Origin of the sequence: Paeniclostridium hominis, from assembly GCF_014306135.1 — a bacterium.
Classification (GTDB): domain Bacteria; phylum Bacillota; class Clostridia; order Peptostreptococcales; family Peptostreptococcaceae; genus Paraclostridium; species Paraclostridium hominis.
Genome location: NZ_JACRWD010000003.1, coordinates 100230 through 126521, shown reverse-complemented (window position 1 = coordinate 126521; position 26292 = coordinate 100230). Strand labels below are relative to the sequence as shown.

The following is a 26292-nucleotide window of genomic DNA, read 5'->3' as shown; positions in this document are numbered from 1 at the left end:
GAAAAATAATTAATGTATATAGAGGTGGTATTATAAGATTGATAACATTGGACATAGATGCAGGATTAATAAAGTTAGTAGTTATAGATAATTATTTTGGAAAATTAAATATTAGACTATCAAAAATATTAGAGTGTGAAGAGATATCTAGTATAAATACAATTACAAATATTGAGAAAGTAAGTAAACTTATAAAAAATGAGATAAGTAATATAAAGTTACCTTTTAGTAGAGTCGCATATTTAGTTCAAAATGAAAGCATAATAAATCGTAATATAAAAATAATTAATACAGATCACAAAGAAGATATACAAGGATTAATAAAATATGAGTTAAATCAGTACATGCCAATAAATATAGATGACTATATTTTAAAATATAGGTTCCTAGGAATTGAAGAAGATAAAATAAATATTCAAGTCATACTCATGCCTAAAATAATATCACAAAATTATAAAGAATTATCAAAATCATTAAAATTAAGGCCTATCAAGTTAGGTGTAAATTTTAATATATTACAAACACTAATAGATAAAGAAATAATATGTATTGATAATAATTTAAACATACTATTAGATATAAAAAATAATATAACTAATGTAAATATAATAAAAGATAAGTTAGTAATTAGTTCACATAGTGTAAAAAACAACAACGTCTTAGAATTTATAAATACTAATATAAAAGAATTTAAAAATATTTACTACTGCGGAACTTCTAATGATAAACTTATAAATTCACTGTATGGTGAAATGGATATAAGTAAATTGTCTTTATACAATATAAATTGCTCCAATTACGATGGCTTAAATGATTTTATTGGGAATATAGGGTTGGCATATTGATGGATAATATAAAAAGTATTAATTTCTTTAATGAAAAAGAAAAATACAAGAAAGATGTAAATATATTAAATTTAATAGTATTAGGAACTATACTAATTATGCTTTTATTAGATGCTATAAAAGTTTATGAATTAAATGATTTAGAAATTTATGTTAATGAGAGTAAAAAAGCTATAGATAATTTAGATGGTGTAAATACAACAAATGTTAATGGGTTACATATAAAAAAAGTAAATAACATTATTCAACTAATACAAAATGATAATATAGAAAATATTGAAATAGATAATAATATTTTAAAGCTAAAAGGTAAAGTAAGCAGTTCACAAGAGATAAAATACTATGTTAAATTACTACAGAACATAAAAGATTTAAAAATAGAACCAAATATAAATTCTATAAATAGAGAAGGTGAATTATATAAATTTGAAATAACTGCTCGTATAGGAGTAAAGAATGAAGGTTAAAAAAATAGATAAATGGAAAATAACTGTGGTTATAATAGTATTACTTGTTTTTTCAAATGTAATATTAATATATAAGCCGTTAAATAAAAAAGAAGAGAGATTATTAAATCAGGTAAAAGTTATAAATATATTACAAGATGATAAATTAAAAAATGAGGAGTGTAATGAAAATAAAAAAGATTTAATTATAAATATAGAAAACTATTTCAAAGATGTATCTTTAGTGCAATACATAAAATCAAGTAATGATAAAAATTTTACGAAGATAGAATTAAATGTAACTGGAGATAAAAATTCAATATCAGAAAAATTAAAAAATATAGATGATTTAAGTAAAAATACATTTTTACAAGAAATAAACATAAATAGAATAGATGAAAATAACATAGAGTGTAGTTTAGAGCTTAATATGAATTGATAATTAAAAGGTTTTCCTGAAATGTATGTAGAATAAATTGATATATTGATTTATTCTACATATTCTTAAGGAGGATTTTAATGAACAATAATATATTATGTATTAATAAATATATTGATGATATTGAAAAAAATTTCCTTGAAACTGGAGATAAAAAATATATAGATATATGTAAAAAGTTTTATGGAGCTAATCTAGAAAAAATAAGTATATATATTTGGACATTGCATATCATGGATCAATTCAGAGATAATATAATAAAAAATTGTGAAAATATACATAATATAAAAGTAATATCAAAAGAAATATATGAATTAGTAAAAGAAGATAGGAAAAAATTAGTTTTATATGCATATTTAAAGGGACATGTATTTGGATACAATAATTATAGGTTGGTAAAAGAGATAAAAAGCATCATGCTTAATGATAATATAAAATCCATATCTAATGATGACTTAAAAGAAAACAAAGATATAGATAAATATCTAAATATTATAAGAGAAAGTGAATTAAATAAAGAAAGTATAAAACTATTAATACAAAATATTGAAATTTATTATCTTAAATCTATTGAAAATAAATTATTAAATATAAGTTCTGAGAATGATAAGTACAAAATATTAAGTATTACCAAAGAATTAATGGAAAAAGATGTAATAAATAAATATAATGAAGGTATTTTACACGGGATAACACAGAAAATTAATAAAAAAGCGTGGAAAAACGATAAAATGAACATATAGTATAGAATGATTGAAAAAAAGATGATATAATTATAAATTGTATTTAAATTTAGAAATAAAGGAGTGAAAGTAACAGTGTTAGGGAGAAACGAGTTATGCCCATGCGGAAGTGGGAAGAAATATAAAAAATGCTGTTTAAATAAAGATGTTGTGTCGGAGAGAGCTAGTAGAAAAATTGTACTTTCACAAAAACAATATTCACAACTGTACTCAAAACTGTATGAATATTCAAGACAGCCAAAATTTAATGAAGAGTATAAAAAAGCACAAGAAATGTTTTATATATTAGAAGATCAAAATATAAATAGCAAGTTTGAAAGTTTCTTTAATACATACTTTATACAAGATCATATAATGGAAAACAAAAAAGTTATAACTGTTGACTTTTTTGAAGAAAATAAAAATAGCTTAACTAAAGCAGAAGTAGATACATTAAAGAGTTTATTTGAATCTTATGTAAGTGTATATGTTATAAAAGAAAAATTAGAAGACAAAATTTTATTAAAGGATGCTATAACAGGTGATGAGATATACACTGAAGATATAAATCTATTAAATGGATTTAATCAAGGTGATTGTATAATAGCTAGAATAGTTGAAGTAGGAGGTTCACATTTATTATTAGATGTTACAGTAAGCATATCAGAAGCTGTAAAGGATATAATAGTAAATGATATAAATCACTTCTTTAACCAATATGAAGATTTATATAAAGATATAAAAACTTTCTTAATATATCATACTCACATATTATACAAGTATATTCAACAATTATTAGATCCAAAGATTGCTGAATATCTTAAAAATCAAAAAGAAGCTAGCGCTAAAAAGCAAGAAGAAGTAAAAGAAATGATAGCTGAAGATGAATGCAAAGTATCAGCTTTACTTAAATCTCAAGTTGAAAGTGATATCTTAGAAAAATGTTTAGATTTCTGGAACACTTACAAATCAAATAATAATGAAATAAAAGGTTCTGAAAATGGATGGGCTGCAGCTGTGGAATATCATATTAAAAAAGAAAATGGACAAGCTGTAACTCAATCTCAAATATCTAAAAAATACGATATAAGTCCAAGTACTTTAGGTAAGAGACATAAAGACTTAAAAATGTAGTATAAAACTTAATTTTAAAATATACAGAAAGAGGTATACACATGGGTCTTAATTTAGGAAAAGCAATTGCTGTATCAACAAGTTATATAAAATCTAATCCAGCAGTACCAGTATATAAGGGGGAGGAAACTCCAGAAAACTTATATGCAGTAATATACCATATTGAGATAGGGTATAATGAAAAAAGTTTAGAAAAGGCAATGCAATACATAATAATAGATTATAAAGAGTTTGAATTATGTGATAGTGCCAAGGCTGAGTTAGTGGATGTAGCTAAAAAATACTGTGAACAAAATGGTATAAAAGATGATGAGCAAACTCAAATAGCATTACTAGATAATGAAGAGGCAGAGAATTTCTTAGAAAAAGTATTTAACAACATGAAAGTTATAAGAGGGTTAATAACTCAAAGAGATTAAGTAACAATAAAATTAGAATTTAACTATAAAGCTAGGCCCTATAAAGCCTAGCTTTTGTTTTAAATAAAATTTTAATTATGAAAGGGACATAAAGATGTTAAGAGTTTCTAATATAAAATTAGATATAAATGAAAACATAGACAATATAAAAAGCTTATTATTAAAGAAATTAAAAATAAGTGAAAAAGAGTTAGTAAGTTACAATATATACAAAGAATCTATAGATGCTAGAAAAAAAGGAAAGATAGATTTTGTTTACACTGTAGATGTTGAATTAAAAAATGAAAAAAATATATTAAAAAAATCAAGATTAAAAGATGTTGTTGAAGTTAAGCAAAATAAATATAAAGATATTAAAAGTGGCGATGAAAAGTTATGTAATAGACCAGTTATAGTAGGTAGTGGACCTGCTGGATTATTTGCATCTTTATTATTAGCTCAAAGAGGATATAATCCTATTTTATTAGAGAGAGGATTAGATGTAGATACAAGAACTGAAGATATAAGAAAGTTTTGGGAAGATGGTAAGTTTAATCCTAAATCAAATGTACAATTTGGTGAAGGTGGAGCAGGAACTTTTTCTGATGGAAAATTAACAACTAGAATAAAAGATATTAGATGTAGAAAAGTTCTTGAGGAACTTGTAAACTTTGGTGCTCCAGAAGAAATATTGTATTCACATAAGCCGCATGTAGGAACTGATATATTAAAAGAAGTAGTCAAGAATATAAGAAAAGAAATAATTAGATTAGGTGGAGAAGTTAAATTTGACTCTAAAGTTACAGACATAAGTATAAATAATGAAAAAATAGAATCTATAACTATAAATGATAAAGAAATATTAAAAACAGAAGTAGTTATACTTGCTATAGGTCATAGTGCGAGAGATACTTATAAAATGCTTTATGAAAGAGGAGTTAAAGTTATTCAAAAACCTTTTGCAATAGGTGCTAGAATTGAACATCCTCAAAGCTTAATAAATAAATCTCAGTATAAAGAGTTTTATAATCATCCTAGACTAGGTGCAGCTGATTATAGATTAGTTGAACATACTTCAAATGGAAGAACTATATATACGTTTTGTATGTGTCCAGGAGGTAGTGTGATAGCTTCTGCATCAGAAGAAGGACAAGTTGTTACAAATGGTATGAGTGAACATGCAAGGGATAAAGAAAATGCAAATAGTGCTGTATTAGTAAATGTTACTCCAGAAGATTTTGGCAGTGAACATCCATTAGCAGGTATTTACTTCCAAGAAAAATATGAAAAGTTAGCTTTTGAATGTGGTGGAAGAAATTATAAAGCTCCAATTCAATTAGTTGGAGACTTCCTAAATAATAGAGTAAGTACTAAGCTAGGAAGTGTAAATCCGTCATATAAGCCTGGATACAAATTTGTTGATTTAAGACAGTGTTTACCTGAATTTGTATGTGAAACTATGAAAGAAGGACTAATTTTATTAGATAATAAATTAAAAGGATTTGCTATGGAAGATGCAATTTTAACAGGAGTTGAAACAAGATCATCTGCACCTATAAGAATAGTTAGGGATGAGGAGACTTTAGAATCTGCTAACGTAAAAGGTCTTTATCCTAGTGGAGAAGGAGCAGGATATGCAGGGGGAATAGTAACAGCGGCGGTAGATGGAATCAAGTGTGCTGAAAGGATAATTACGAAATATTCTGAAATAAATATTTAACACAAATTTAATAAAAATTTAATATATTTTTAATATTTAACACGAATTTAACAAAAATATGACGATAGTTTGATAAAATGATTAAGGCAATATATTTAAAGACTAATATTATAAATATTCAAGGAGGAAATGAAATTGGATATAGTAATTAGCCTTATGGGAGGGCTAGGTTTGTTCTTATATGGAATGAACTTAATGGCAGAAGGCCTAGAAAAATCAGCAGGCTCTAGACTTAAAAAGATAGTTGAGCTTCTTACTAGTAATATATTTATGGGTGTACTTGTAGGGGCATTTGTTACGGCCATTATACAAAGTAGTAGTGCGACTACTGTAATGGTAGTTGGATTTGTTAATGCAGGTATAATGAATTTAACACAAGCAATTGGAGTTATAATGGGTGCTAATATAGGAACAACTGTAACAGCACAACTTGTATCATTTAATTTAGATGGAATGGCACCAGTTGCATTAGGAATTGGTATAATTTTATATTTATTTGCATCTAAGCCAAAGACTAAGAATATAGCAGAAATACTTATAGGTTTTGGTATATTATTTACTGGTATGGATTTTATGAAGGAAGCAGTTGAACCTCTATCAAAATATCAAGGATTCACAGATATGTTAGTAACTTTTGGAGATTATCCATTACTTGGACTTTTACTAGGATTTGGAATAACAGCTATAGTTCAAAGTTCAAGTGCATCTATGGGTATGCTTATAGCATTAGCATCTCAAGGTTTAATACCTTTAAGTGCAGGGTTACCTATACTATATGGACAAAATATAGGAACTTGTGTTACATCACTAATATCAAGTGTTGGAGCATCTAGTAATGCAAAAAGAGCTGCAGTAATGCATTTAATTTTTAATGTTTTAGGAACAATAGTATTCTTATTAGTATTAAATAAACCTGTGGTTAGTTTTGTAACTAGTATGAATCCAGGAGATGTAGCAAGACAAATAGCAAATACACATACATTATTTAATATAATATCAGTTATAATTTTATTACCATTTACTAAATTTATAATAAAACTTGCAATAAAACTTGTTCCAGAAAAGCAAGGTGAAGATGATGATCATAAGGCTATAAAATACCTTGATGATAGAATGGTTGAGACTCCATCTATAGCAGTTGCAAGTACATTAAAAGAAACTTTAAGAATGGGTAAAAAAGCTAAAGAAAGTTTAGATTATGCAATGCAAGGGATTATGGAAAAATCTCAAGAAAAAATTGATAAATCATTTAAAAGAGAAAAGACTATAAATGAATTACAAAAAGGTATATTAAATTATTTATTAAAATTATCAAAAGCTAAATTAGATGATGATTCTAGAGATCTAATTGATTCACTATTCAATACAGTTAATGATATAGAAAGAATTGGAGATCATGCGGAAAACATCGCAGAGTTAGCTCAAGATATAATAGATGTTGATTTAAAATTATCAGAGCAAGGAAAAGAAGAAGTTAAAGAGTTATATAACAAAGTTATATCAACATATTCATATGCTCTTGAAGCTATGAAAAATAATGATTTAGATTTAGCTTATAGAGTTATAAAGATGGAAGAACAAGTTGATGCGATGGAAAAATCATGTAGAGCTAATCATATGCATAGGTTAAATAACAATTTATGTAGCATCGATACTGGAATAATTTTCTTAGACTTAATATCTAATTTAGAAAGAGTTTCAGATCATGCTGTTAATATAGCTCAACAAGTCATAGCTAATAGAACAGATTCAAAATAATATGATAAGTGACAAAACTCCTGTATAAAAAATATACAGGAGTTTTGTATATATAATTATTTAAATGAAAATATTATAATTATATTATAAAAAATACTTACAATTAATTGGAAAAAGTTTTATTGTTTGATATAATTTTTATTGTATAATAAAATTTTAACAATGAGGAAGGGATATACTATGAAAAAGTTAAGTTTTGATTATAGCAATTCTATTGGTTTCTTTAATCAACAAGAAATCGATTGTATGAGTGAATATGTAAAAGTTGCACATAACATGATACATAATAAAAGTGGGGAAGGTAACGATTTCTTAGGATGGGTCAATTTGCCTAATGATTATGATAAAGAAGAGTTTAGTAGAATTAAAGCTGCTGCTCAGAAAATAAAAAAAGATTCAGATGTATTATTAGTTATAGGTATAGGTGGGTCTTATCTAGGAGCGAGAGCTGCTATAGAAATGTTAGGTCATTCTTTTAGAAATAACTTAGCTAAAGAAGATAGAAAATCTCCAGAAATATATTTTGTAGGTCAAAATATAAGTTCTACTTATATGCTTGATTTATTAGATGTTATAAAAGATAAAGATGTATCTATAAATGTTATATCAAAATCAGGAACTACTACAGAACCTGCTATAGCATTTAGAATATTTAAGGATTTCTTAGAAAAAAAATATGGAAAAGAAGAAGCTAGTAAAAGAATATATGCTACAACTGATGCTAAAAAAGGCGCATTAAGAATGTTAGCTGATGAAGAAGGATATGAAACATTTATAATACCTGATGATGTAGGTGGACGCTTCTCTGTGTTAACTCCAGTTGGATTATTACCAATAGCTGTAGCGGATATAGACATAGATGCTATTATGCAAGGTGCTAAAGATTCTATGGATGATTTTAATAATCCTAATTTATGTGAAAACTATAGCTACCAATATGCAGTAACTAGAAATATACTTCATAGAAAAGGCAAAGATGTAGAATTAATGGTTAACTATGAACCAAGCTTACATTATGTTGGTGAATGGTGGAAACAATTATATGGAGAAAGTGAAGGAAAAGATAATAAAGGTATATATCCAGCTTCAGTAGATTTTTCAACAGACTTACATTCTATGGGACAATATATTCAAGAAGGAAAAAGAATATTATTTGAGACAGTTTTAAATGTTGAAGAACCTAGAAGAGAAATAACTATAAATGAAGAAAAAATAGATTTAGATGGATTAAATTATTTAGCTAATAAAACAGTAGATTTTGTAAATAAAAAAGCATTTCAAGGAACTCTATTAGCACATACAGATGGGTCAGTTCCAAACTTAATAGTAAATATACCAAAATTAAATGAGTATAACTTTGGATACTTAGTATATTTCTTTGAAAAAGCATGTGCTTTAAGTGGATATTTATTAGGTGTAAATCCATTTAACCAACCAGGAGTAGAAGCATACAAGAAAAACATGTTTGCACTTTTAGGTAAACCAGGATTTGAAAAAGAAAAAGAAGAGCTTGAAAAAAGATTAAAATAGTTAAGGTTTAATTAAGGATAGTATAATATAATTAACACTATATAGAGTAATTCCTATATAGTGTTTTTATTTTAGGTATATTGAAGTAATAATTATCAAATAATATCATTAAAATTTGGGTATAACTTAAAAAGAAATAAAAATCAGGAGGGAAGAATATGAGCGAAAATGGAAAGAAGACGAGCATAGCGCTGATTGTAATTGTGAGTATAATAAGTGCAATGATCGGAAGTTTTATGACAGTATTTGTACTTGGAGATAGAATTGGAAAAGAACAAAGTGAAGCTAGTAAACAAAATATAGTTGTTAATGAAAGTGGTAAGAGTCAAAATGTATATCATGCGGTTACAGATAAAGCCATGCCTTCAGTAGTGGGAATAACTACAACTACTGTAGATACAAACAATATGTTTGCAATACCACAAGAATCACAAGGAGTAGGGACTGGATTTATTGTAGATTCAAAAGGATACATATTAACTAACTCACATGTTGTTTCAGATGGGAAAGCTTCTGATGTAAATGTATTATTTAATGATGGATCGACTACAAAAGGTAAGGTTTTATGGAACGACCCAACTATAGATTTAGCTATTGTAAAAGTAGATAAAACAGGACTTACTGCAGCTGATTTAGGAAATAGTGATAAGGTGAGAACTGGAGATATATCTATAGCTATTGGAAATCCTTTAGGATTAGAATTCCAAAAAAGTGTAACTCAAGGTATAATAAGTGGACTTGATAGAAGCATTGATACAGGTAAAGGAACTAGTATGACAGGTCTTATACAAACTGATGCAAGTATAAATCCTGGAAATAGTGGAGGACCATTATTAAATGATAAAGGGCAAGTAATAGGAATAAATACAGCTAAAGCATCAGGGGCTGAAGGTTTAGGATTTGCAATTCCAATAAATACAGCAAAACCTATAGTGGATCAAATAATAAAAGGTGGTAAATTTGAAAAAGTAACATTAGGAATTAAAGGAATAGATGTTCAAACATTTGAAGCTATGACTGGTACAGATTTAGAAGCAAATGAAGGTGTTTATGTAGCAGAAGTTTTAGATAATACACCAGCTCAAAAAGCTAAGATACAAGCAGGAGATGTTATAACTAAAGTAGGAGATACAAATATAACATCAATGAGTGATTTAAATAAAGCTTTATACAAATACTCTGTAGGAAATACTGCAAAAGTTTCAATAAATAGAGGTGGAAAAGATATAAGTGTAAATGTTAAATTCTAATATTGACATAAAAAAAAGATGGGAATTAATTCCCATCTTTTTTAGTCTGCAATTTTACTTTTGCTGCTAGGACAAGATCCTTGACTAGAACATCCTGAACAACCAGAGCATCCATTGCTTTTAGCTTTCATATTTTTATAAAGTATTATAAGTGCTGTAAGTACTATTATACCACCTATAACTAATTCTAATAATGAAGATATAGATGAACCTTCAAATATTAATGAACCTACAATCTTAACTATGAAAGCAGCAACCCAAGCTACTGCAAATTGATAAGTTGCAGATATAAACATCATTTTACTACCGTATTCTTTTCTCATTGTAGAAAGAGCTGCTATACATGGAGTGTATAATGCAGAGAATACTAGGAAACCATAAGCAGTTACACTTGTAAATGATTGAGGTAAAGTAGTATTTAAATTACCGTAAACTATTTCCATTGTACTTATAACAACTTCTTTTGCGCTTATACCAGTTAATATAGAAACTCCGGCTCTCCAATCACCAAATCCTAAAGGAGCAAATATAGGAGCTATTAAGTGACCTAATGAAGCTAAGAAACTTTCATTTATATTTTCAGTAAAACCTGAGAAATTAAATGATGATAATGCCCATATAACAACAGACATAGCAAACATTATTGTACAAACTTTTATTAAGAAACCTTTAGCTTTATTCCAAGTATTTTTAAGTAATGCATTAAGTGTTGGCATTTTATATTCTGGAAGTTCAAGAACAAAAGGCTCTATTTCAGTTTTATAAACTGTTTTATTTAATACTAATGCTATTATTATAGCAACTACTATACCTAATAAATAAAGTGATGTAGTTACAATTGCTGCATTTTTACGGAAGAATATAGAAACAAATAATGCATAAACTGGTAATTTAGCACCACAAGTCATAAGAGGTGCGATAAGTGCAGTTATTTTTCTATCTTTTTCACTTTCTAAAGTTCTAGTAGCCATAATTGCTGGAGAAGCACATCCAAGACCCATTATCATAGGTATAAAAGCTTTACCTGATAATCCAACTTTTTTCATAACATTATCCATTAAGAATGCTGTTCTAGCCATATAACCACTGTCTTCAAAGAATGACATACCTAAGAATAATACAAATATTAATGGGAAGAATGGTAATGCACCACCTAATCCACCTATTAATCCATCAACTATTAATGAATGGAACCAAGGGCTAGAACTTGCAAATAAAGCATCAGCAGGTGTAGCTATATAAGTATCTATTAACGTTTCTGTTAACTCTTGAAGCGGTCCACCTACCCAGTCAAAAGTAAACTTGAATAATATTAATAAAGCAGCTACGAATACAGGATAAGCTAATATAGGATGTAATATTATATTATCTATTTTGCTGCTTAATCTTTCTTTATTCTCAAATCCTGATTTCATAGATTTACTTAATATTTTTTCTATTTCTCTGTATGTGTTAATTTCATTTCCGAAATCTTTTTTGTAACTAAATTTAGATGATAAAGTTGATTTTATATCACTTTCTATATTTTCTAAGCCTTCTTTTTTCTTGGCTATTATAGGAATTACTTTAACCCCTAACTCTTTTTCTAATTTTTTTGCATCTATATGGATACCTTTAGCTTCTGCAACGTCAATCATATTAAGTAGTAATATAATTGGTTTATTGTATTGCATAAGTTGTGTAGTTAGATATAAGTTTCTATCTAAACTAGATGCATCAACGATGTTTAATATTAAATCTACATTTTCATTTTCTAAAAATTGCTTAGAAACTTTCTCTTCATTTGAGAATGTATCCATTGCATATATACCAGGAAGATCGACTATTTTTATATCTTCACTTATAAATCCTTCTTTTTTTTCGATAGTAACACCAGGCCAGTTTCCTACATATTGTTTAGAACCAGTAAGTAGGTTAAATACTGTTGTTTTACCTACATTTGGGTTACCAAATAATGCTACATTAATCAAGGTAATACCTCCTTATTTTAAGCTAATATTTTTTGCGTCACTTTTTCTTATTGCTAAATCAAAACCTCTAAAACGAACTAATATAGGATCTCCTAAAGGAGCTATTTTTCTTACTTCTATTTCAGTTTCATTGGTACATCCAAGAGCTAATAATCTTTTCGCTAATTTTTCGTTTCCGTATATATTATCAATTATGCCTTTTTGGCCAACTTTTAAATCGTAAACAGTCATCATTAACACCTCCTAATGAGTTTCATTCTCAATTAATTATACTATAAATATATCATTTAATGTTCAAAAAGTCAATAAATAGTGAATTATTTAATAAAAAAATAAGTAATCTAATTATCTTATTATGTTAATATATAATTAAAACGTTTATCTCAAATTGGGGAGGGTTATTAATGAATACAAAGAAGATGACTTATATGTCATTGATGGTTGGATATAGTTTGATATTATATATAATAGAAGGATATATACCTAATCCTTTAATAACAATTTTTCCAGGAGCTAAGTTAGGACTTACAAATATAATTACCTTAACTTCTTTAGTGATATTCGGTATAAAAGATACCTTTATTATTGTTTCTGTTAGAGTATTGATGTCATCTATATTTGCAGGACCTATATCTTATCTGATGTTTAGTATATCAGGGGCATATTTAAGTTTACTATTTATGATGATAGCATTAAAAGTAGATAAATTTTCTATTATAGGGGTAAGTGTTATAGGAGCTATAGGACATAATATAGGACAGTTAATTGTAGCTAGTTTGATTATTAAAAATGCTATGATGTTTGGATATTTACCATATATGTTAATTGCATCTGTAATTACTGGAATATTCGTTGGTATTACATCTAAATATATGATAAATAAACTACCATATATTGGCAAAAACCGTTATTGACATGGTGGTGAAAACCTTGTTAAAATATAAGTGGATACATAAAATTTTAACTGTGGTGATGATATGACTAATAATGAATTGGCTTTACTAAAAAAAGAAATAGAGGTATTAAGAGAAGAAATAAATACCTATATAGAATACCCAGATATATTTAAAGAAGAATTAGTTAGTACCAGTGCTAAAATTGATGAGGCAATAAATAAGTATATACAATTAAGTGAAGAGTCTTCTAAATAATAAGAAGGCTTTTTTTATTTAAGTTAAATATTTATAGTGAGTATATTATTTAAATATTAAGTTAATAATTTATGATTGAGGATATATATTAATTGTTGAAAGAAAGGTATTAATCATGATTTTAGCAAAAATAATAAACTCAATTATTATAATTGTTTGTGCTTATATTTTATTAAATTTAATAAAATATTTTCTAAAGAAAATATTTGAGTTCACAAGATTTGACGTTAGATATGAAAATACTTTAAACAGTCTTTTATGCTCAATGGCATATTATATTATATTTATTTTTACTATAATACTTTTGCTTAAAGAATTTGGTATAGTTGATGTTACTAAATTTGGGACTTTAGTAACAGGAGCTAGTATAGTAGGGCTTATAGTTGGAGTTGCATCTCAAAGTATATTAAAGGATATATTTAACGGATTTTTTATTATATTCGAGAAACAGATACAAGTTGGAGATTTTGTTATAATAAATGAAGAATTCAGAGGTACAATAGAAGAAATTGGGTTAAGAAGTGTTAGCTTAAGGGATTGGGACTTAAGAAGAGTAACTCTTCCAAATGGAAATATATCTAGTATTAAAAATTATAGTAAAACTAAAATGAGAGTCGTTGCAAGTGTAAGAATACCTTATGAAGAAGATCCTAGAAATGTTATAAAAGCTTTAGAACAAGTATGTGATATATTAAATGAAAGACATAAGGATATTCTATCTATAAAAAAAGGAAAAGAAGCATTAGGGTCATTTAAGGTATATGGAATAACTGATATAGAAGAGAATCCTATTGGTGCAAAATATACGATAACGGGAACTGTTCAATCTAATAAGTATTTTAAAGTCATAAAAGATGCTAGACTTCAAATACTTATTACACTTAAAGAAAATGGTATAAACATAGCATATCCTACTCATATAAATATTATTAAAAATGATAAAGATGAATAAAAAAAAGAACTATTTTAAATAGTTCTTTTTTTTATTTCAATTAAATTCTAGTCGTAATAATGACTAGCTCACACAAATATAAATAAATATATCTATCTATGAGAGGGGGGGTAATTATAGCAGCTAAAGAAATTATAACGAGATTATTAATAGCTCTTATTATAGGAGGATTAACGGGACTTGAAAGGGAAAAATCATATCAATTTGCAGGATTTAGAACTCATATATTAGTATCTATGGGTTCATGCATTACGTCTGTAACATCTGTAATATTATTTATGGATTATGGAAGTAAAACAAGTGTAGACCCATCAAGATTGACAGCTCAGGTATTATCTGGAATTGGGTTTTTAGGTACGGGAGCAATAATTAAAAATTCAAGTGGTATAAGAGGACTTACTACTGCAGCGGGTATATGGGCAACTGCATGTATAGGGATAGCTATAGGTTATGGTCAATATATATTAGGAATAACTGCTTGGATTTTTGTAATGGCAACTCTTTATATATTAAAGAATATAGATAAGATTGTTTTTAGAAAAAAGCAAAATATACTTACTATACAAGTAGATAATATCAATATTATATCTACAATTTATAACAAATTAGAAAAATCTCAGATAAAAATAAGTAATATTGATGTAGTAAATGACGATTATTGTTATATTATCAATTTTTTTATTGTTTATGATAGGCGAATTATGGTAGAAAAAATAATATTAGAGTTAAATGAACTAAAAAGTATAATAAGTATAGATTATTTACATTAAAATATATAAAATAAGAGGTAGCTATAAAAAAGTTGAGGTGTATGAATTGAAGACAAACATGAGAGTAATAATAGAAGGATCTACAGATTTTCCCAAAGAACTTTTAGATAAAATGGGGGTAAAGGTCGTAGGAATAAACATAGCATTTGGAGATGAAAATTATATAGGTGGAGTAGACATTAGTGAGGAAACGTTTTACGAAAAAATGAGGGGCTGTAAGGAGTTACCAAAAACATCTAGCCCATCGCCTGAGAAATTTATAGAAATGTTTGATTGTGAAGAAGAAGAAATATTAATTATAACATTAACTTCTAAATTATCTAGTACGTATAGTAGTGCGGTACTAGCTAAAAATATATATTTAGAACATAATCCAGGGGTAAATAAAAGAATTGCAGTTGTGGATTCTCTAAGTGGATCTATAGGGGTTGGATTGATGGTTTATAAAGCTAATAAATTAATACAAGAAGGGAAATCGTTAAAAGAGGTAGCTGAATACCTAGAAAATATAAAAACAGACTTAGCATTTTATGGGGTATTAAATAACCTTGATAATGCTATAAAAGGTGGAAGAGTAAACCCAATAGCAGGGAAGTTAATAAATGCACTTAATTTTAAAGTTATTATAGAGATTTCAGGAGGAGTAGTTAAACCTATAGATAAAGCTAGAGGGGAAAGTAATAGTGTAAAAAAACTACTTGAAATAGTTAAAAATAATGTTAATGATACAACAAACAAGACATTAGTTATAGGTCACTCAAATTGTGAAGAAAAAGCTTATAAAATTGCAAAACAAATAGAAGAAAATTATGAATATAAGGATATAATAATATCAAGTATAGGTCCAGTTATGGGAACATACACATCAGAAGGGGCTATATTAATAGCAGTGCTTTAATAAGCTAAAAAAAGGAGTGAAGTAATAATGGTAGATAGAGCTTCGATAGAAGATAAATTTAAATGGGACATTGATAATATGTATAAAACCCCAGAATCAATAAAAGAAGATATTAAAAAGATAGATATGTTTATATCTGAGTTAAAAAGTTACAAAGGTAAACTTGCAGATAGTAAAGAAAATCTTTACAAGGTACTTAGTGATTCTGAAAATGCATCTAGAATACTTCAAAACTTATATGTATACACTCATATGAAACAACATGAAGATACTAGAAAAAATGAAAATCAAGCTAATGCTACGAAAACAGAAATGCTTTCAACTGAATTAGCTATGGCTACATCATATATGGTGCCAGAGATAATAGCTATGGATGAAAATAAGTTACAAGAATATTTAAAGGATAATAAATTAAGTTTTTATAAGAAATATATAGATGAAATTTTAAGAGAAAAACCACACACTCTTACAGAAAAAGAAGAAGAAATTCTAGCTGCAGCATCTGACTTAAGTGGAGTAGCTGAAAATGTATATGAAATGTTCTCTTTTGCAGATTTAAAATTTCCCGAAATAAAAGGAGAAGATGGAGAAAATATAAGAATTACTCATGGTAATTATTCATCACTTTTAAAGAGCAAAGATGATAGAGTAAGAAAGGATGCATTTGAAGCTGTTTATTCAACTTATGATGAATATAAAAATACTTTTGCATCTACTTTATATGGAGGTATAAAAAGTGAAATTTTTTATGCAAAAATGAGAAACTATAAATCAGCTATAGAAAGTTCTTTATTTCAAGATGATATAAGTGTAGATGTATACAACAATCTTATAGATGCAGTTGATGAAAGTTTAGATGCTTTAAATAAATATATAGATATAAGAAAAAAATATCTTAAATTAGAAAAAATGCATATGTATGATTTATATGTACCTATAACTTCTAATTTTGATATGAAAATAACTTATGAACAAGCACAAGAAATAATTTTAAAAGCATTAAAACCTTTAGGTGAAGAATATTTAAGTATAGTAAAAAGAGCTTTTAGTGAAAGATGGATAGATGTGTATGAAAATGAGGGTAAACAAGGTGGAGCATATTCATGGGGAAGTTATGATTCATCTCCATATATATTAATGAGTTATAAGGATGATTTAAACTCTTTATTTACATTAATACATGAATTAGGACACTCAATGCATAGTTATTACTCTAGAACTAACCAAGAATATTTATATTCTTCATATAAAATATTCGTTGCAGAGGTTGCTTCAACTTTAAATGAGTTATTACTTGTACATTACTTATTAGAAAATTCAACATCTAAAGATGAAAAAATATATCTATTAAATTATTACTTAGAGCAATTTAGAACTACTGTGTATAGACAAACTATGTTTGCAGAATTTGAGAAAATAACGCATGAAAGAGTTGAAGCTAAAGAACCATTAACAGCTAAAGAATTTACAGATATTTATTATAAATTAAATGAAAAGTATTATGGTAAGTCTTGTGTTGTAGATGAGCAAATAGGATTAGAATGGGCTAGAATACCTCATTTCTATTCTAATTTCTATGTATATAAATATGCAACAGGATTTTCAGCAGCAAGTGCTTTAAGTGAAAAAATATTAAATGAAGGCGAAAGTGCAGTTGAAAAATACTTAAACTTCTTAAAAAGTGGAGGATCAGAATATCCTCTTAACCAACTAAGAGCAGCAGGCGTAGATATGGAAAAGAAAGAATCAATAGAGAAAGCTTTAGGAGTATTTAAGGAATTAGTAGAAGAATTAGAAAGAGAATGTTAATTAACATTCTCTTTTTTTATTTCTTACAATTAGAATTTAATATGTAGTGTTAAATTCTAATTGTAAAAGTATACTTTACTTTCTTTTAATACTAATTTACTTTTATTTAACCCAATTTACTTTCAGTTAACATATATCTAATTTGAATTTAACATTAAAAATTTATTATTAAAGTATAAAGTAGATAACAAAAATAATAATAAAGGTCAGATATAAAACGCTAAGCAATTATAAATAATATTAAAAATTTGGAGGAGATATTATGTTAAGAAAAAGGATAGGAGTTTTATTATTAAGTGCGGTAACTACAGGATTATTAACAGTAGGATGTGGATCATCAGATTTAAGTTCAGCTAAATTATCAATATCAGGATCAACTTCAATAGGACCAGTTATAGAAAAAGAAGCAGAAGGATTTAAGTCAATAAACCCAGATGTATCAATAGAAGTAAACCAATTAGGTTCATCAGCTGGAATAAAAGATGCGATAAATGGCGTAGCGGAAATAGGGATGGCATCAAGAGATTTAAAAGATGAAGAAAAAAGTTCAGGTATTTCACAATCAGAGATGGCTATTGATGGTATAGGCGTTATAACTCACAAAAACAATGATGTAAAATCTCTTACTATAGATCAGGTAAAAGATATATATACAGGAAAAATAACTAATTGGAAAGAAGTTGGAGGGAAAGATGCTCCAATAGTAGTAGTTTCAAGAGAAGATGGTTCAGGAACTAGAGATGCATTCCAAGAAATAGTTGGATATGATTCAACACAATTAACAAAAGAAGCTCAAATAAGTGATGGAAATGGAAATATAAAATCTACAGTGGCAGGAAATGAAAATGCAATAGGATATACTTCATTTAGCTATTTAGATGAAAGTATAAATTCTACTCAAATAGATGGTGTAAAACCGACTGCAGAAAATGCTAAGAGCGGAAAATATAAATTAGCAAGACCATTTTTATTAGTATATAAAGAAGACTCGATATCAGAAAATGGAAAGCAATTTATAGACTATGTGTTAAGTGAAGATGGACAAAAGATAGTAGAGGAAAAAGGATTGATAAGAGTTAAATAATTTCTAAGTTTTTAAGAGTTAAATGGAGGTATTTATGTTAGCTAAGGAGCAACTAGTTAGTTCTAAAGATAATAAAACAAAATATACTATAGAAAAATTAGCAAAGAATGTATTTATGGCGAGTGCATTATTAGCAGTAATAAGTTTGCTACTTATAATAGGATTTGTTTTTTATAAAGGGCTTACACCATTTATAGCAAAAGGGTATTCATTTATAGATTTTATAACAGGGACAACTTGGGTTCCAAGTGCAAATAAATTTGGAATTTTACCAATGATAGTTGCATCAATAATATCAACTATAGGAGCTCTTTTAATAGGAGCACCCATAGGTATTCTTACAGCAGTATTTATTGCTGAAGTTGCTCCTAAAAAAGTAGCTAAAGTAATATGTTCAGGTGTTGATTTACTTGCTGGGATACCATCTGTTTTGTATGGTTTATTTGGATTAGCAGTAATAGTTCCAACAATGCAAGAGTTATTTAATTTACCAAAAGGACAAAGTTTGTTAGCTGTAATAATAGTTTTATCTATAATGATGTTACCTACAATTATATCTGTTTCACAAACTGCTATAAAAGCTGTACCAAATGCATATAGAGAAGGGTCTTTAGCTTTAGGAGCATCAAAGATAGAGACTATTTTTAAGGTAGTTTTACCAGCAGCAAAATCAGGAATATTAGCTGCAGTTGTATTGGGAACAGGAAGAGCGTTAGGAGAAACTATGGCAGTTATGTTAGTTGCAGGTAATTCACCTGTTATACCTAACTCTATAATGGATAGTGTAAGACCCCTAACTACGAATATAGCATTAGAAATGGGATATGCATTTGGAACACATCAAGAAATGTTATTTGCAACAGGAGTAGTTTTGTTTGCATTTATATTAATACTCAATTTGTTATTAAATAAACTTTCTAATAAGGAAGGCATGTAATATGAGAAGATTAAAAGAAAATGTATTAAAAGCTTTAATTTTATTATCAGCAATATTTACTATAAGTGTGTTAGTAGTGATAGTAGGATTTATAATTATAAAAGGTATTAGTGGGATTAATTTTAAATATTTAACAAGTGATTACTCTGCTGGAGAAGGCGGAGGAATATTATCTATGATAATTACAACTTTATATACAGTATTTTTATCTATATTAGTTGCAACTCCTGTAGGAGTATTAGCTGCGATATATTTACAGGAGTATGCTAAAAAAGGTAAATTTGTTAACTCTGTTAGATTTGCCACAGAGAGTTTAGCAGGTATACCGTCTATAGTATATGGATTATTTGGAGGAATATTCTTTGTAATAACTCTTAAAATGGGATATTCAATACTTGCTGGGTCATTAACAGTATCTATAATAATTTTACCTTTAATAATACGAACAACAGAAGAATCATTAAAAACAGTTCCAATAGGTTATAGAGAAGCATCTTTAGCCATGGGAGCTACTAAATTTCAAACAATATGTAAAGTTATAATTCCTAGTGCAGCGCCTGGAATATTATCAGGAATAATATTATCTATAGGGCGTATAGTTGGAGAATCAGCAGCAATATTGCTAACTGCTGGAACAGTTGCGAAGATGCCAACTGGAATATTTGATAGTGCTAGAACATTAACAGTTCAATCATATTTGTTGGCTAAAGAAACTGGAAATATACAAGCAGCTGCTAGTGTAGGAGTGGTTTTAATAGTAATAGTATTATGCTTAAATGCTTTAGCTAAGTTTATAGTTAAAAAATTTAGTAAGGAGATTTATTAGGATGGAGAACATTAAAATAAATGTAAAAAACTTAAAACTATTTTATGGTAATAATCAAGCTTTAAAAAACATAAACATGGAAATAAAGGAAAGAAAAGTTACAGCGTTAATAGGTCCTTCTGGATGTGGTAAATCAACATTTTTAAGAACATTAAACAGGATGAATGATTTAATAGAGAATGTAAATATAGAAGGAGAAATATTTGTCGATGGAGAAGATATATATAAATCTGATGATGTTATAAAATTACGTACTAAAGTAGGTATGGTTTTTCAAAAACCTAATCCATTTCCAATGAGTATATATGATAATGTAGCATATGGACCAAGGGTGCATGGTATAAAAGATAAGGAAATTTTAGATCAAATAGTTGAAGAAAGTTTAAAAGGAGCTGCTATTTGGGATGAAGTGAAAGATAGATTAAATAAGTCAGCATTAGGTTTATCTGGTGGTCAACAGCAACGTATATGCATAGCTAGAACTATTGCTATGAAGCCTGAAGTAATATTAATGGATGAACCAACATCTGCGCTAGACCCAATATCTACGTCTAAGGTAGAAGAATTAATTAATGAATTGAAAGATAAATATACTATCGTAATAGTAACTCACAATATGCAACAAGCGGCACGTGTATCTGATGAAACTGCATTCTTCTTATCTGGTGAGGTTATTGAATTTGATGAAACAAAAACTATATTTACGAGCCCAATTGATAAGCGTACAGAAGATTATATAACAGGAAGATTTGGTTAAAATCAGATTTATTATATAAAACAATTTATAAAAAGGAGTTTTAACATGATCAACAGTAGCTTGGAGTTAAGTATAAATACTCTTATTAACTATACACTAAAAATGATTGATAAATGTGAGGAAATTCTAGAAGATTCAATGAAGTGTATGATAAATAAAGATATAAAAAACGCTAGATTAATAGCGGATAAAGATGATGAAATAGATACTTTAAGAGATTATATACGAGATAGAAGTATTGAACTTATGGCATTAAAGCAACCTATGGCTAAAGATTTAAGATTTATATATTCTTTAGGTAGCATATCCATAGAATTAGAGCGTATAGGAGATTATGCTGTTAATATAGCTGATGAAGTTATAAAAATAGGTAGTGAAGAATATATAAAGGAATTAGTGGATATTCCGAAGATGAAAGATGTTTGTATAGATATGTTAGAAGATATTAAAAACGCTTTGAAAAATAGAGATGCAGAACTTGCCTATAAAGTAGCATTAAAAGATGATGTAGTAGATGATTTATATGAATGTGTGCAAGTTCATACACTTAAAGTAATGCATGAAAAAGAAATGAATATAGACCAAGGCGTACGTATAGTATTTGTAGGTAGATATTTAGAAAGAATAGGAGATCATACTACAAATATATGTGAAAAAATAATATATGCCTTAAAAGGTAATATGGTGGAGATTGGATAAAACTACAGAATTAAGTAGTTTTATTTTTTTGTATTAATATTTCTAAGACTATAAACATATTTATTTAAATATAATATCAAATTAAAAAATAAGGCTATATACATTAAGATAAGTGTCAATAATCATTAATAATATAGTGTTTATTAATAATATGAAGGGGAATTTGGGATGAGTAGAAGAATAAAACCTATTTTTTTAAATGTGTTTATAGTAGGAGTACTTTTATTTTTAATATTTATTAAATGTGATAATATAATTGAAACTTCGAAAAGTTATGATGAAGAAGAAATAGTTTTACTAAATAGTGAAAATATGACATTAACACAGCTTATGATTAGTACAACTAAAGTAAATGAAAGAGGACCTAAACCAAAGCCTGAAAAAGTTGCGTATATAACAATTGATGATGGGCCATCAAAATATACTAATGAAATACTTGATATATTACATAAAAATGATATAAAAGCTACTTTTTTTATGATAGATAAAAATATGAATAGATATTCTAATGAATTAAAAAGAATAGAAAGTGATGGACATTCTTTGGGATTTCATAGCGTAAGTCATGACATAAATATTTTATACAAAACACCAAAGACTACAGTATCTGAATTTGATAAATGTAATAATAGTCTAGAAGAAATAACAAATGAAACATCAAAGTTAATACGATTACCATATGGAAGTAAGCCTTATGCACCAAAAGAATCTTATGATGCACTAGTAGAAGCTGGATATAAAATATGGGATTGGAACTTAGATACACAAGATTGGAGAGCTACAGATAAAGAGATAATAAAAAATGTAGAGACATATTTAGGACAACATAAAGAAGTAGTATTACTTATGCACGAAAAAGAACAAAGTGTTAAGGCACTTCAAGGAATGATAGATATATTAAGAGAAAAAGGTTATACAATACTTCCGATAAAAGAAAGAGATAAACCTAAAAATTATTGGGAACAAAACTTAACTAATTGAATATAATATTTATAAATATTGACAATAATAATAGTGATTATATATAATTAAAAGATAAATAGAATAATTAAAAACTAAGAAAAAGAGGAGTATGCAAACTCAACTTACAGAGAGGAAAGTTCATCGGCTGAAAAACTTTCTAAGAAATGAATTGCAGAAGGTAGCTTTGGAGTTTCTAAGCTGAAATAGTAGTAGGTTTAGACGGTGAGAATCGTTAAATTTATTAAGGGTTATATAAATTTTAATTTAAGATTTATATAAAATTAAGGTGGTAACGCGAGCTTTTCGTCCTTAAATGGATGAAGAGCTCTTTTTTAATTTATAGAAAAATTATTTTCAAATACAAAAATAACAGGAGGAATCTATATGGAAAATACTAATTTACCAAAAACGTATAATCCGAAAGACTTTGAATCAAGATTATATTCAAAGTGGGTAGAAGAAGGATTATTTAAATCTAAGCCAAACCCAAATAAAAAGCCATTCACAATAATGCTTCCCCCACCAAATATAACAGGACAATTACACATGGGGCATGCTCTTGACCATACTTTACAAGATATACTTATAAGATGGAAGAGAATGGACGGTTATGAAGCTTTATGGCAACCAGGAACAGACCATGCATCTATAGCAACAGAAGTTAAAGTTGTTGAAAGAATAAAAGAACAAGAAGGAAAAACTAAGTACGAGTTAGGAAGAGAAGAGTTCTTAAAAAGAGCTATGGATTGGAGAAATGAATTTGGTAGAAAAATAGTTGACCAAATGAAACAATTAGGAGATTCTTGTGACTGGGATAGAGAAAGATTCACAATGGATAAAGGCTGTAATGAAGCAGTTACAGAGTTCTTTGTGAAACTATATGAAAAAGGTCAAATATATAGAGGAAACAGAATAATAAACTGGTGTCCAGATTGTAAAACTACATTATCTGATGCTGAAGTTGAGCATGAAGAACATGATGGAAAGTTCTATCACATAAAATACCCAATAGCAGGTAGTGATGAATTTTTAGAAATAGCTACAACTAGACCAGAAACAATGCTAGGAGATACAGGTATAGCTGTAAACCCTGAAGATGAAAGATATACTCACTTAGTAGGAAAACATGCAATACTTCCTTTAGTAGGTAGAGAACTTATAATAGTTGCAGATGATTATGTTGATTTAGAGTTCGGAACTGGTGCAGTTAAGATGACTCCAGCTCATGACCCTAATGACTTTGAAGTAGGTCAAAGACACAATCTTGAAAAGATAAATGTTATGAACGAAGACGGAACTATGAATAAGTTAGCTGGTAAGTACGAAGGTATGGACAGATATGAGTGTAGAAAGCAACTTATAGCTGACTTAGATGAAGCTGGATACTTAATAGCTATAAAAGATCATAACCATAATGTAGGTTCTTGCTACAGATGTAAAACTGTAGTTGAGCCAAGATTATCTGACCAATGGTTTGTTAAAATGGATGAATTAGCAAAACCTGCTATAGATATATTAAAGAAACAAGAATTAAAGTTTGTACCTGATAAGTTTGATAAAACTTACTTACAATGGTTAGAAAATATAAGAGACTGGTGTATATCAAGACAGTTATGGTGGGGACATCAAATACCAGCTTACTATTGCCAAGAGTGTAATGAAGTAGTAGTTGCTAAAGAAATGCCTACAGTTTGTCCTAAGTGTGGACATACTCACTTTAAACAAGATGAAGATGTACTAGATACATGGTTTAGTTCTGCATTATGGCCTTTCTCAACATTAGGATGGCCTCATAACACAGAAGAATTAAACTATTACTATCCAACAAGTGTTCTTGTAACTGGATACGATATAATATTCTTCTGGGTTGTAAGAATGGCATTTGCAGGAATGTTCTGTATGGGAGAAGCTCCATTTGAACATGTATTAATACATGGACTAGTTAGAGACTCAGAAGGTAGAAAAATGAGTAAATCTCTAGGAAACGGAATAGATCCATTAGAAGTTATAGATCAATATGGAGCAGATGCTTTAAGATTCATGTTAGCTACTGGAAACTCTCCAGGAAATGATATGAGATTCTATATGGAAAGAGTTGAAGCTGCTAGAAACTTCGCAAATAAATTATGGAATGCATCTAGATTTGTATTCATGAATATAGATGAAGATATAATGAAAGGTGTAACTAGAGAATCAGTAGAAGGTAATATGACTTTAGCTGATAAGTGGATAATATCTAGAGCTAATAATGTTGTTAAGGAAGTTACTGACAACATGGATAAGTTTGACTTAGGAATAGCAGCTCAAAAGATATACGACTTTGCTTGGTCAGAGTACTGTGACTGGTATATAGAAATAGTTAAACCAAGATTATACTCTGATGATAAAGCTGCTAAACAAACAGCATTATATACATTAACATATGTATTAGAAAAAATATTAAAACTTCTTCATCCTTACATGCCATTTATAACAGAAGAAATATATACTCACCTTCCAACTGTAGAAGGAAGTATAGTAGTGGCTGAATTCCCTCATTATAATGAAGCTGATAATATGGCTAAAGAAGAAGAAATGATGAATTTAACAATGGATGGTATAAGAAACATAAGAAATGTAAGAGCTGAAATGAACGTACCACCATCAAAGAAAGCTAAAGTTATAATAGTTCCAACAGCTGAAAAGAAAGAAGCTATGGAAGCTGGACGTGATTACTTTGTAACATTAGCATCTGCATCTATAGTAGATATAGTTGAAGATGAAACTAACATACCAGAAGATGCAGTAAGTGTTGTTATAGACGGAGTTAAGATATTCATACCGCTTGATGAGTTAGTTGACTTTACTAAAGAATTAGAAAGATTAAATAAAGAAAAAGCTAAATTAGAAGGCGAAATAAAGAGAGTTAACGGAAAACTTTCTAATCAAGGATTCTTAGCTAAAGCTCCAGAAAGCTTAGTTAATGAAGAAAAAGCTAAAAAAGAAAAATTCGAAGAAATGATGAAATCAGTTCTTGAAAGAATAGAAAATATAGAAGCAAAAATAAAATAATAAATCTAAAGGAGCTATCTCGTAACAGAGATTAGCTTCTTTTTTTATAAAATAGAAAAGTATAAATTAAATGTAATAAGATTATATACATCCATTATAGTTGATTTATCTTGTTTGATGACATAAAGTAGATAATCTATTATAATGTTTATAGTTTGTATAAAATCATAAAATAGAATATAT

25 protein-coding genes and 1 other annotated feature are annotated in these 26292 nt (G+C 27.8%); of the genes, 23 read left to right on the top strand and 2 right to left on the bottom strand.

What is annotated here, in order from left to right; all coding sequences use genetic code 11:
• The first annotated feature begins 38 nt into the window (after positions 1–38).
• The 10 genes from H8891_RS10330 (at position 39) to htrA (ending at position 10242) form a co-directional block, all read left to right on the top strand.
• On the top strand, positions 39–845 hold the full coding sequence (locus tag H8891_RS10330; RefSeq protein WP_187006394.1) for a pilus assembly protein PilM: 807 nt from the start codon (positions 39–41) through the stop codon (positions 843–845).
• The gene (locus H8891_RS10325; RefSeq protein WP_187006393.1) at positions 845–1312 is read left to right on the top strand and encodes a PilN domain-containing protein; all 468 of its coding nucleotides are present in this window, start codon (positions 845–847) and stop codon (positions 1310–1312) included. The genes H8891_RS10330 and H8891_RS10325 overlap by 1 nt, the downstream gene beginning before the upstream one ends.
• A complete protein-coding gene (locus H8891_RS10320; RefSeq protein ID WP_187006392.1) occupies positions 1302–1730 on the top strand; it encodes a hypothetical protein in 429 nt (142 codons plus the stop codon). The genes H8891_RS10325 and H8891_RS10320 overlap by 11 nt, the downstream gene beginning before the upstream one ends.
• An 80-nt stretch (positions 1731–1810) precedes the next feature.
• On the top strand, positions 1811–2473 hold the full coding sequence (locus H8891_RS10315) for a hypothetical protein (RefSeq protein ID WP_187006391.1): 663 nt from the start codon (positions 1811–1813) through the stop codon (positions 2471–2473).
• Between the two features lie 75 nt (positions 2474–2548).
• Positions 2549–3586: an SEC-C metal-binding domain-containing protein gene (locus H8891_RS15505; RefSeq protein WP_187006390.1), complete on the top strand. Its 1038-nt coding sequence runs from the start codon at positions 2549–2551 to the stop codon at positions 3584–3586.
• A 41-nt stretch (positions 3587–3627) separates the two neighbouring features.
• Positions 3628–4005 carry a hypothetical protein gene (locus H8891_RS10305; RefSeq protein ID WP_147546819.1) on the top strand — a complete coding sequence of 126 codons (378 nt, stop codon included), beginning with the start codon at positions 3628–3630 and terminating at the stop codon, positions 4003–4005.
• A gap of 94 nt (positions 4006–4099) precedes the next feature.
• Positions 4100–5704 carry an NAD(P)/FAD-dependent oxidoreductase gene (locus H8891_RS10300; protein WP_187006389.1) on the top strand — a complete coding sequence of 535 codons (1605 nt, stop codon included), beginning with the start codon at positions 4100–4102 and terminating at the stop codon, positions 5702–5704.
• 135 nt (positions 5705–5839) lie between these two features.
• Positions 5840–7462 (top strand): Na/Pi cotransporter family protein, encoded by a 1623-nt coding sequence (locus H8891_RS10295; protein WP_187006388.1) that lies wholly within the window; start codon positions 5840–5842, stop codon positions 7460–7462.
• Positions 7463–7642: 180 nt separating this feature from the next.
• The gene (locus tag H8891_RS10290) at positions 7643–8992 is read left to right on the top strand and encodes a glucose-6-phosphate isomerase (protein ID WP_187006387.1); all 1350 of its coding nucleotides are present in this window, start codon (positions 7643–7645) and stop codon (positions 8990–8992) included.
• Between the two features lie 158 nt (positions 8993–9150).
• The gene (htrA, locus tag H8891_RS10285; protein ID WP_243207833.1) at positions 9151–10242 is read left to right on the top strand and encodes a serine protease HtrA; all 1092 of its coding nucleotides are present in this window, start codon (positions 9151–9153) and stop codon (positions 10240–10242) included.
• A 41-nt stretch (positions 10243–10283) separates the two neighbouring features.
• On the opposite strand, the gene feoB is transcribed toward htrA, so the two are convergent.
• Both feoB and H8891_RS10275 read right to left on the bottom strand, forming a co-directional pair.
• Positions 10284–12212, bottom strand: a complete 1929-nt coding sequence (gene feoB, locus H8891_RS10280; protein ID WP_187006386.1) for a ferrous iron transport protein B — start codon at positions 12210–12212, stop codon at positions 10284–10286.
• A 12-nt stretch (positions 12213–12224) separates the two neighbouring features.
• Positions 12225–12443, bottom strand: coding sequence for a FeoA family protein (locus H8891_RS10275; protein WP_147546809.1), 219 nt, complete (start codon positions 12441–12443; stop codon positions 12225–12227).
• Positions 12444–12616: 173 nt separating this feature from the next.
• Between H8891_RS10275 and H8891_RS10270 the strand changes: the two genes are divergently transcribed.
• The 13 genes from H8891_RS10270 (at position 12617) to H8891_RS10210 (ending at position 26109) form a co-directional block, all read left to right on the top strand.
• A complete protein-coding gene (locus tag H8891_RS10270; protein ID WP_187006385.1) occupies positions 12617–13126 on the top strand; it encodes a Gx transporter family protein in 510 nt (169 codons plus the stop codon).
• Between the two features lie 63 nt (positions 13127–13189).
• The gene (locus H8891_RS10265; RefSeq protein ID WP_147546805.1) at positions 13190–13363 is read left to right on the top strand and encodes an aspartyl-phosphate phosphatase Spo0E family protein; all 174 of its coding nucleotides are present in this window, start codon (positions 13190–13192) and stop codon (positions 13361–13363) included.
• Positions 13364–13478: 115 nt separating this feature from the next.
• Positions 13479–14315: a mechanosensitive ion channel family protein gene (locus H8891_RS10260; RefSeq protein WP_187006384.1), complete on the top strand. Its 837-nt coding sequence runs from the start codon at positions 13479–13481 to the stop codon at positions 14313–14315.
• Between the two features lie 98 nt (positions 14316–14413).
• The gene (locus H8891_RS10255; RefSeq protein WP_187006383.1) at positions 14414–15085 is read left to right on the top strand and encodes an MgtC/SapB family protein; all 672 of its coding nucleotides are present in this window, start codon (positions 14414–14416) and stop codon (positions 15083–15085) included.
• A gap of 46 nt (positions 15086–15131) precedes the next feature.
• Complete coding sequence (locus H8891_RS10250; RefSeq protein ID WP_243207832.1) at positions 15132–15983, top strand: DegV family protein; 852 nt, start codon at positions 15132–15134, stop codon at positions 15981–15983.
• A gap of 24 nt (positions 15984–16007) precedes the next feature.
• Positions 16008–17792 carry an oligoendopeptidase F gene (gene pepF, locus H8891_RS10245; RefSeq protein ID WP_187006431.1) on the top strand — a complete coding sequence of 595 codons (1785 nt, stop codon included), beginning with the start codon at positions 16008–16010 and terminating at the stop codon, positions 17790–17792.
• A 262-nt stretch (positions 17793–18054) separates the two neighbouring features.
• Positions 18055–18876 (top strand): phosphate ABC transporter substrate-binding protein, encoded by an 822-nt coding sequence (locus tag H8891_RS10240; RefSeq protein ID WP_187006382.1) that lies wholly within the window; start codon positions 18055–18057, stop codon positions 18874–18876.
• Positions 18877–18910: 34 nt separating this feature from the next.
• Positions 18911–19813: a phosphate ABC transporter permease subunit PstC gene (gene pstC, locus H8891_RS10235; RefSeq protein WP_187006381.1), complete on the top strand. Its 903-nt coding sequence runs from the start codon at positions 18911–18913 to the stop codon at positions 19811–19813.
• A 1-nt stretch (position 19814) separates the two neighbouring features.
• The gene (gene pstA / locus H8891_RS10230) at positions 19815–20639 is read left to right on the top strand and encodes a phosphate ABC transporter permease PstA (protein WP_187006380.1); all 825 of its coding nucleotides are present in this window, start codon (positions 19815–19817) and stop codon (positions 20637–20639) included.
• A gap of 1 nt (position 20640) precedes the next feature.
• The gene (gene pstB, locus H8891_RS10225) at positions 20641–21396 is read left to right on the top strand and encodes a phosphate ABC transporter ATP-binding protein PstB (protein ID WP_187006379.1); all 756 of its coding nucleotides are present in this window, start codon (positions 20641–20643) and stop codon (positions 21394–21396) included.
• 45 nt (positions 21397–21441) lie between these two features.
• Complete coding sequence (gene phoU / locus H8891_RS10220) at positions 21442–22095, top strand: phosphate signaling complex protein PhoU (RefSeq protein ID WP_187006378.1); 654 nt, start codon at positions 21442–21444, stop codon at positions 22093–22095.
• Between the two features lie 168 nt (positions 22096–22263).
• Positions 22264–23076, top strand: a complete 813-nt coding sequence (locus H8891_RS10215; protein WP_187006377.1) for a polysaccharide deacetylase family protein — start codon at positions 22264–22266, stop codon at positions 23074–23076.
• A gap of 67 nt (positions 23077–23143) precedes the next feature.
• Positions 23144–23372, top strand: a binding site (T-box leader).
• 70 nt (positions 23373–23442) lie between these two features.
• Complete coding sequence (locus tag H8891_RS10210) at positions 23443–26109, top strand: valine--tRNA ligase (RefSeq protein WP_187006376.1); 2667 nt, start codon at positions 23443–23445, stop codon at positions 26107–26109.
• Positions 26110–26292 lie beyond the last annotated feature (183 nt).

Bases quoted from the DNA above. Each gene is read 5' to 3' on its own strand.
- pstC (WP_187006381.1), top strand. From the start codon at position 18,911: ATGTTAGCTAAGGAGCAACTAGTTAGTTCTAAAGATAATAAAACAAAA.
- H8891_RS10260 (WP_187006384.1), top strand. From the start codon at position 13,479: ATGATTTTAGCAAAAATAATAAACTCAATTATTATAATTGTTTGTGCT.
- H8891_RS10325 (WP_187006393.1), top strand. From the start codon at position 845: ATGGATAATATAAAAAGTATTAATTTCTTTAATGAAAAAGAAAAATAC.
- H8891_RS10305 (WP_147546819.1), top strand. From the start codon at position 3,628: ATGGGTCTTAATTTAGGAAAAGCAATTGCTGTATCAACAAGTTATATA.
- H8891_RS10265 (WP_147546805.1), top strand. From the start codon at position 13,190: ATGACTAATAATGAATTGGCTTTACTAAAAAAAGAAATAGAGGTATTA.
- phoU (WP_187006378.1), top strand. From the start codon at position 21,442: ATGATCAACAGTAGCTTGGAGTTAAGTATAAATACTCTTATTAACTAT.
- H8891_RS10315 (WP_187006391.1), top strand. From the start codon at position 1,811: ATGAACAATAATATATTATGTATTAATAAATATATTGATGATATTGAA.
- H8891_RS10210 (WP_187006376.1), top strand. From the start codon at position 23,443: ATGGAAAATACTAATTTACCAAAAACGTATAATCCGAAAGACTTTGAA.
- H8891_RS10320 (WP_187006392.1), top strand. From the start codon at position 1,302: ATGAAGGTTAAAAAAATAGATAAATGGAAAATAACTGTGGTTATAATA.
- H8891_RS10270 (WP_187006385.1), top strand. From the start codon at position 12,617: ATGAATACAAAGAAGATGACTTATATGTCATTGATGGTTGGATATAGT.
- pstB (WP_187006379.1), top strand. From the start codon at position 20,641: ATGGAGAACATTAAAATAAATGTAAAAAACTTAAAACTATTTTATGGT.
- H8891_RS10290 (WP_187006387.1), top strand. From the start codon at position 7,643: ATGAAAAAGTTAAGTTTTGATTATAGCAATTCTATTGGTTTCTTTAAT.
- H8891_RS10275 (WP_147546809.1), bottom strand. From the start codon at position 12,443: ATGACTGTTTACGATTTAAAAGTTGGCCAAAAAGGCATAATTGATAAT.
- htrA (WP_243207833.1), top strand. From the start codon at position 9,151: ATGAGCGAAAATGGAAAGAAGACGAGCATAGCGCTGATTGTAATTGTG.
- H8891_RS10255 (WP_187006383.1), top strand. From the start codon at position 14,414: ATGAGAGGGGGGGTAATTATAGCAGCTAAAGAAATTATAACGAGATTA.
- H8891_RS10300 (WP_187006389.1), top strand. From the start codon at position 4,100: ATGTTAAGAGTTTCTAATATAAAATTAGATATAAATGAAAACATAGAC.
- H8891_RS10215 (WP_187006377.1), top strand. From the start codon at position 22,264: ATGAGTAGAAGAATAAAACCTATTTTTTTAAATGTGTTTATAGTAGGA.
- H8891_RS10240 (WP_187006382.1), top strand. From the start codon at position 18,055: ATGTTAAGAAAAAGGATAGGAGTTTTATTATTAAGTGCGGTAACTACA.
- pstA (WP_187006380.1), top strand. From the start codon at position 19,815: ATGAGAAGATTAAAAGAAAATGTATTAAAAGCTTTAATTTTATTATCA.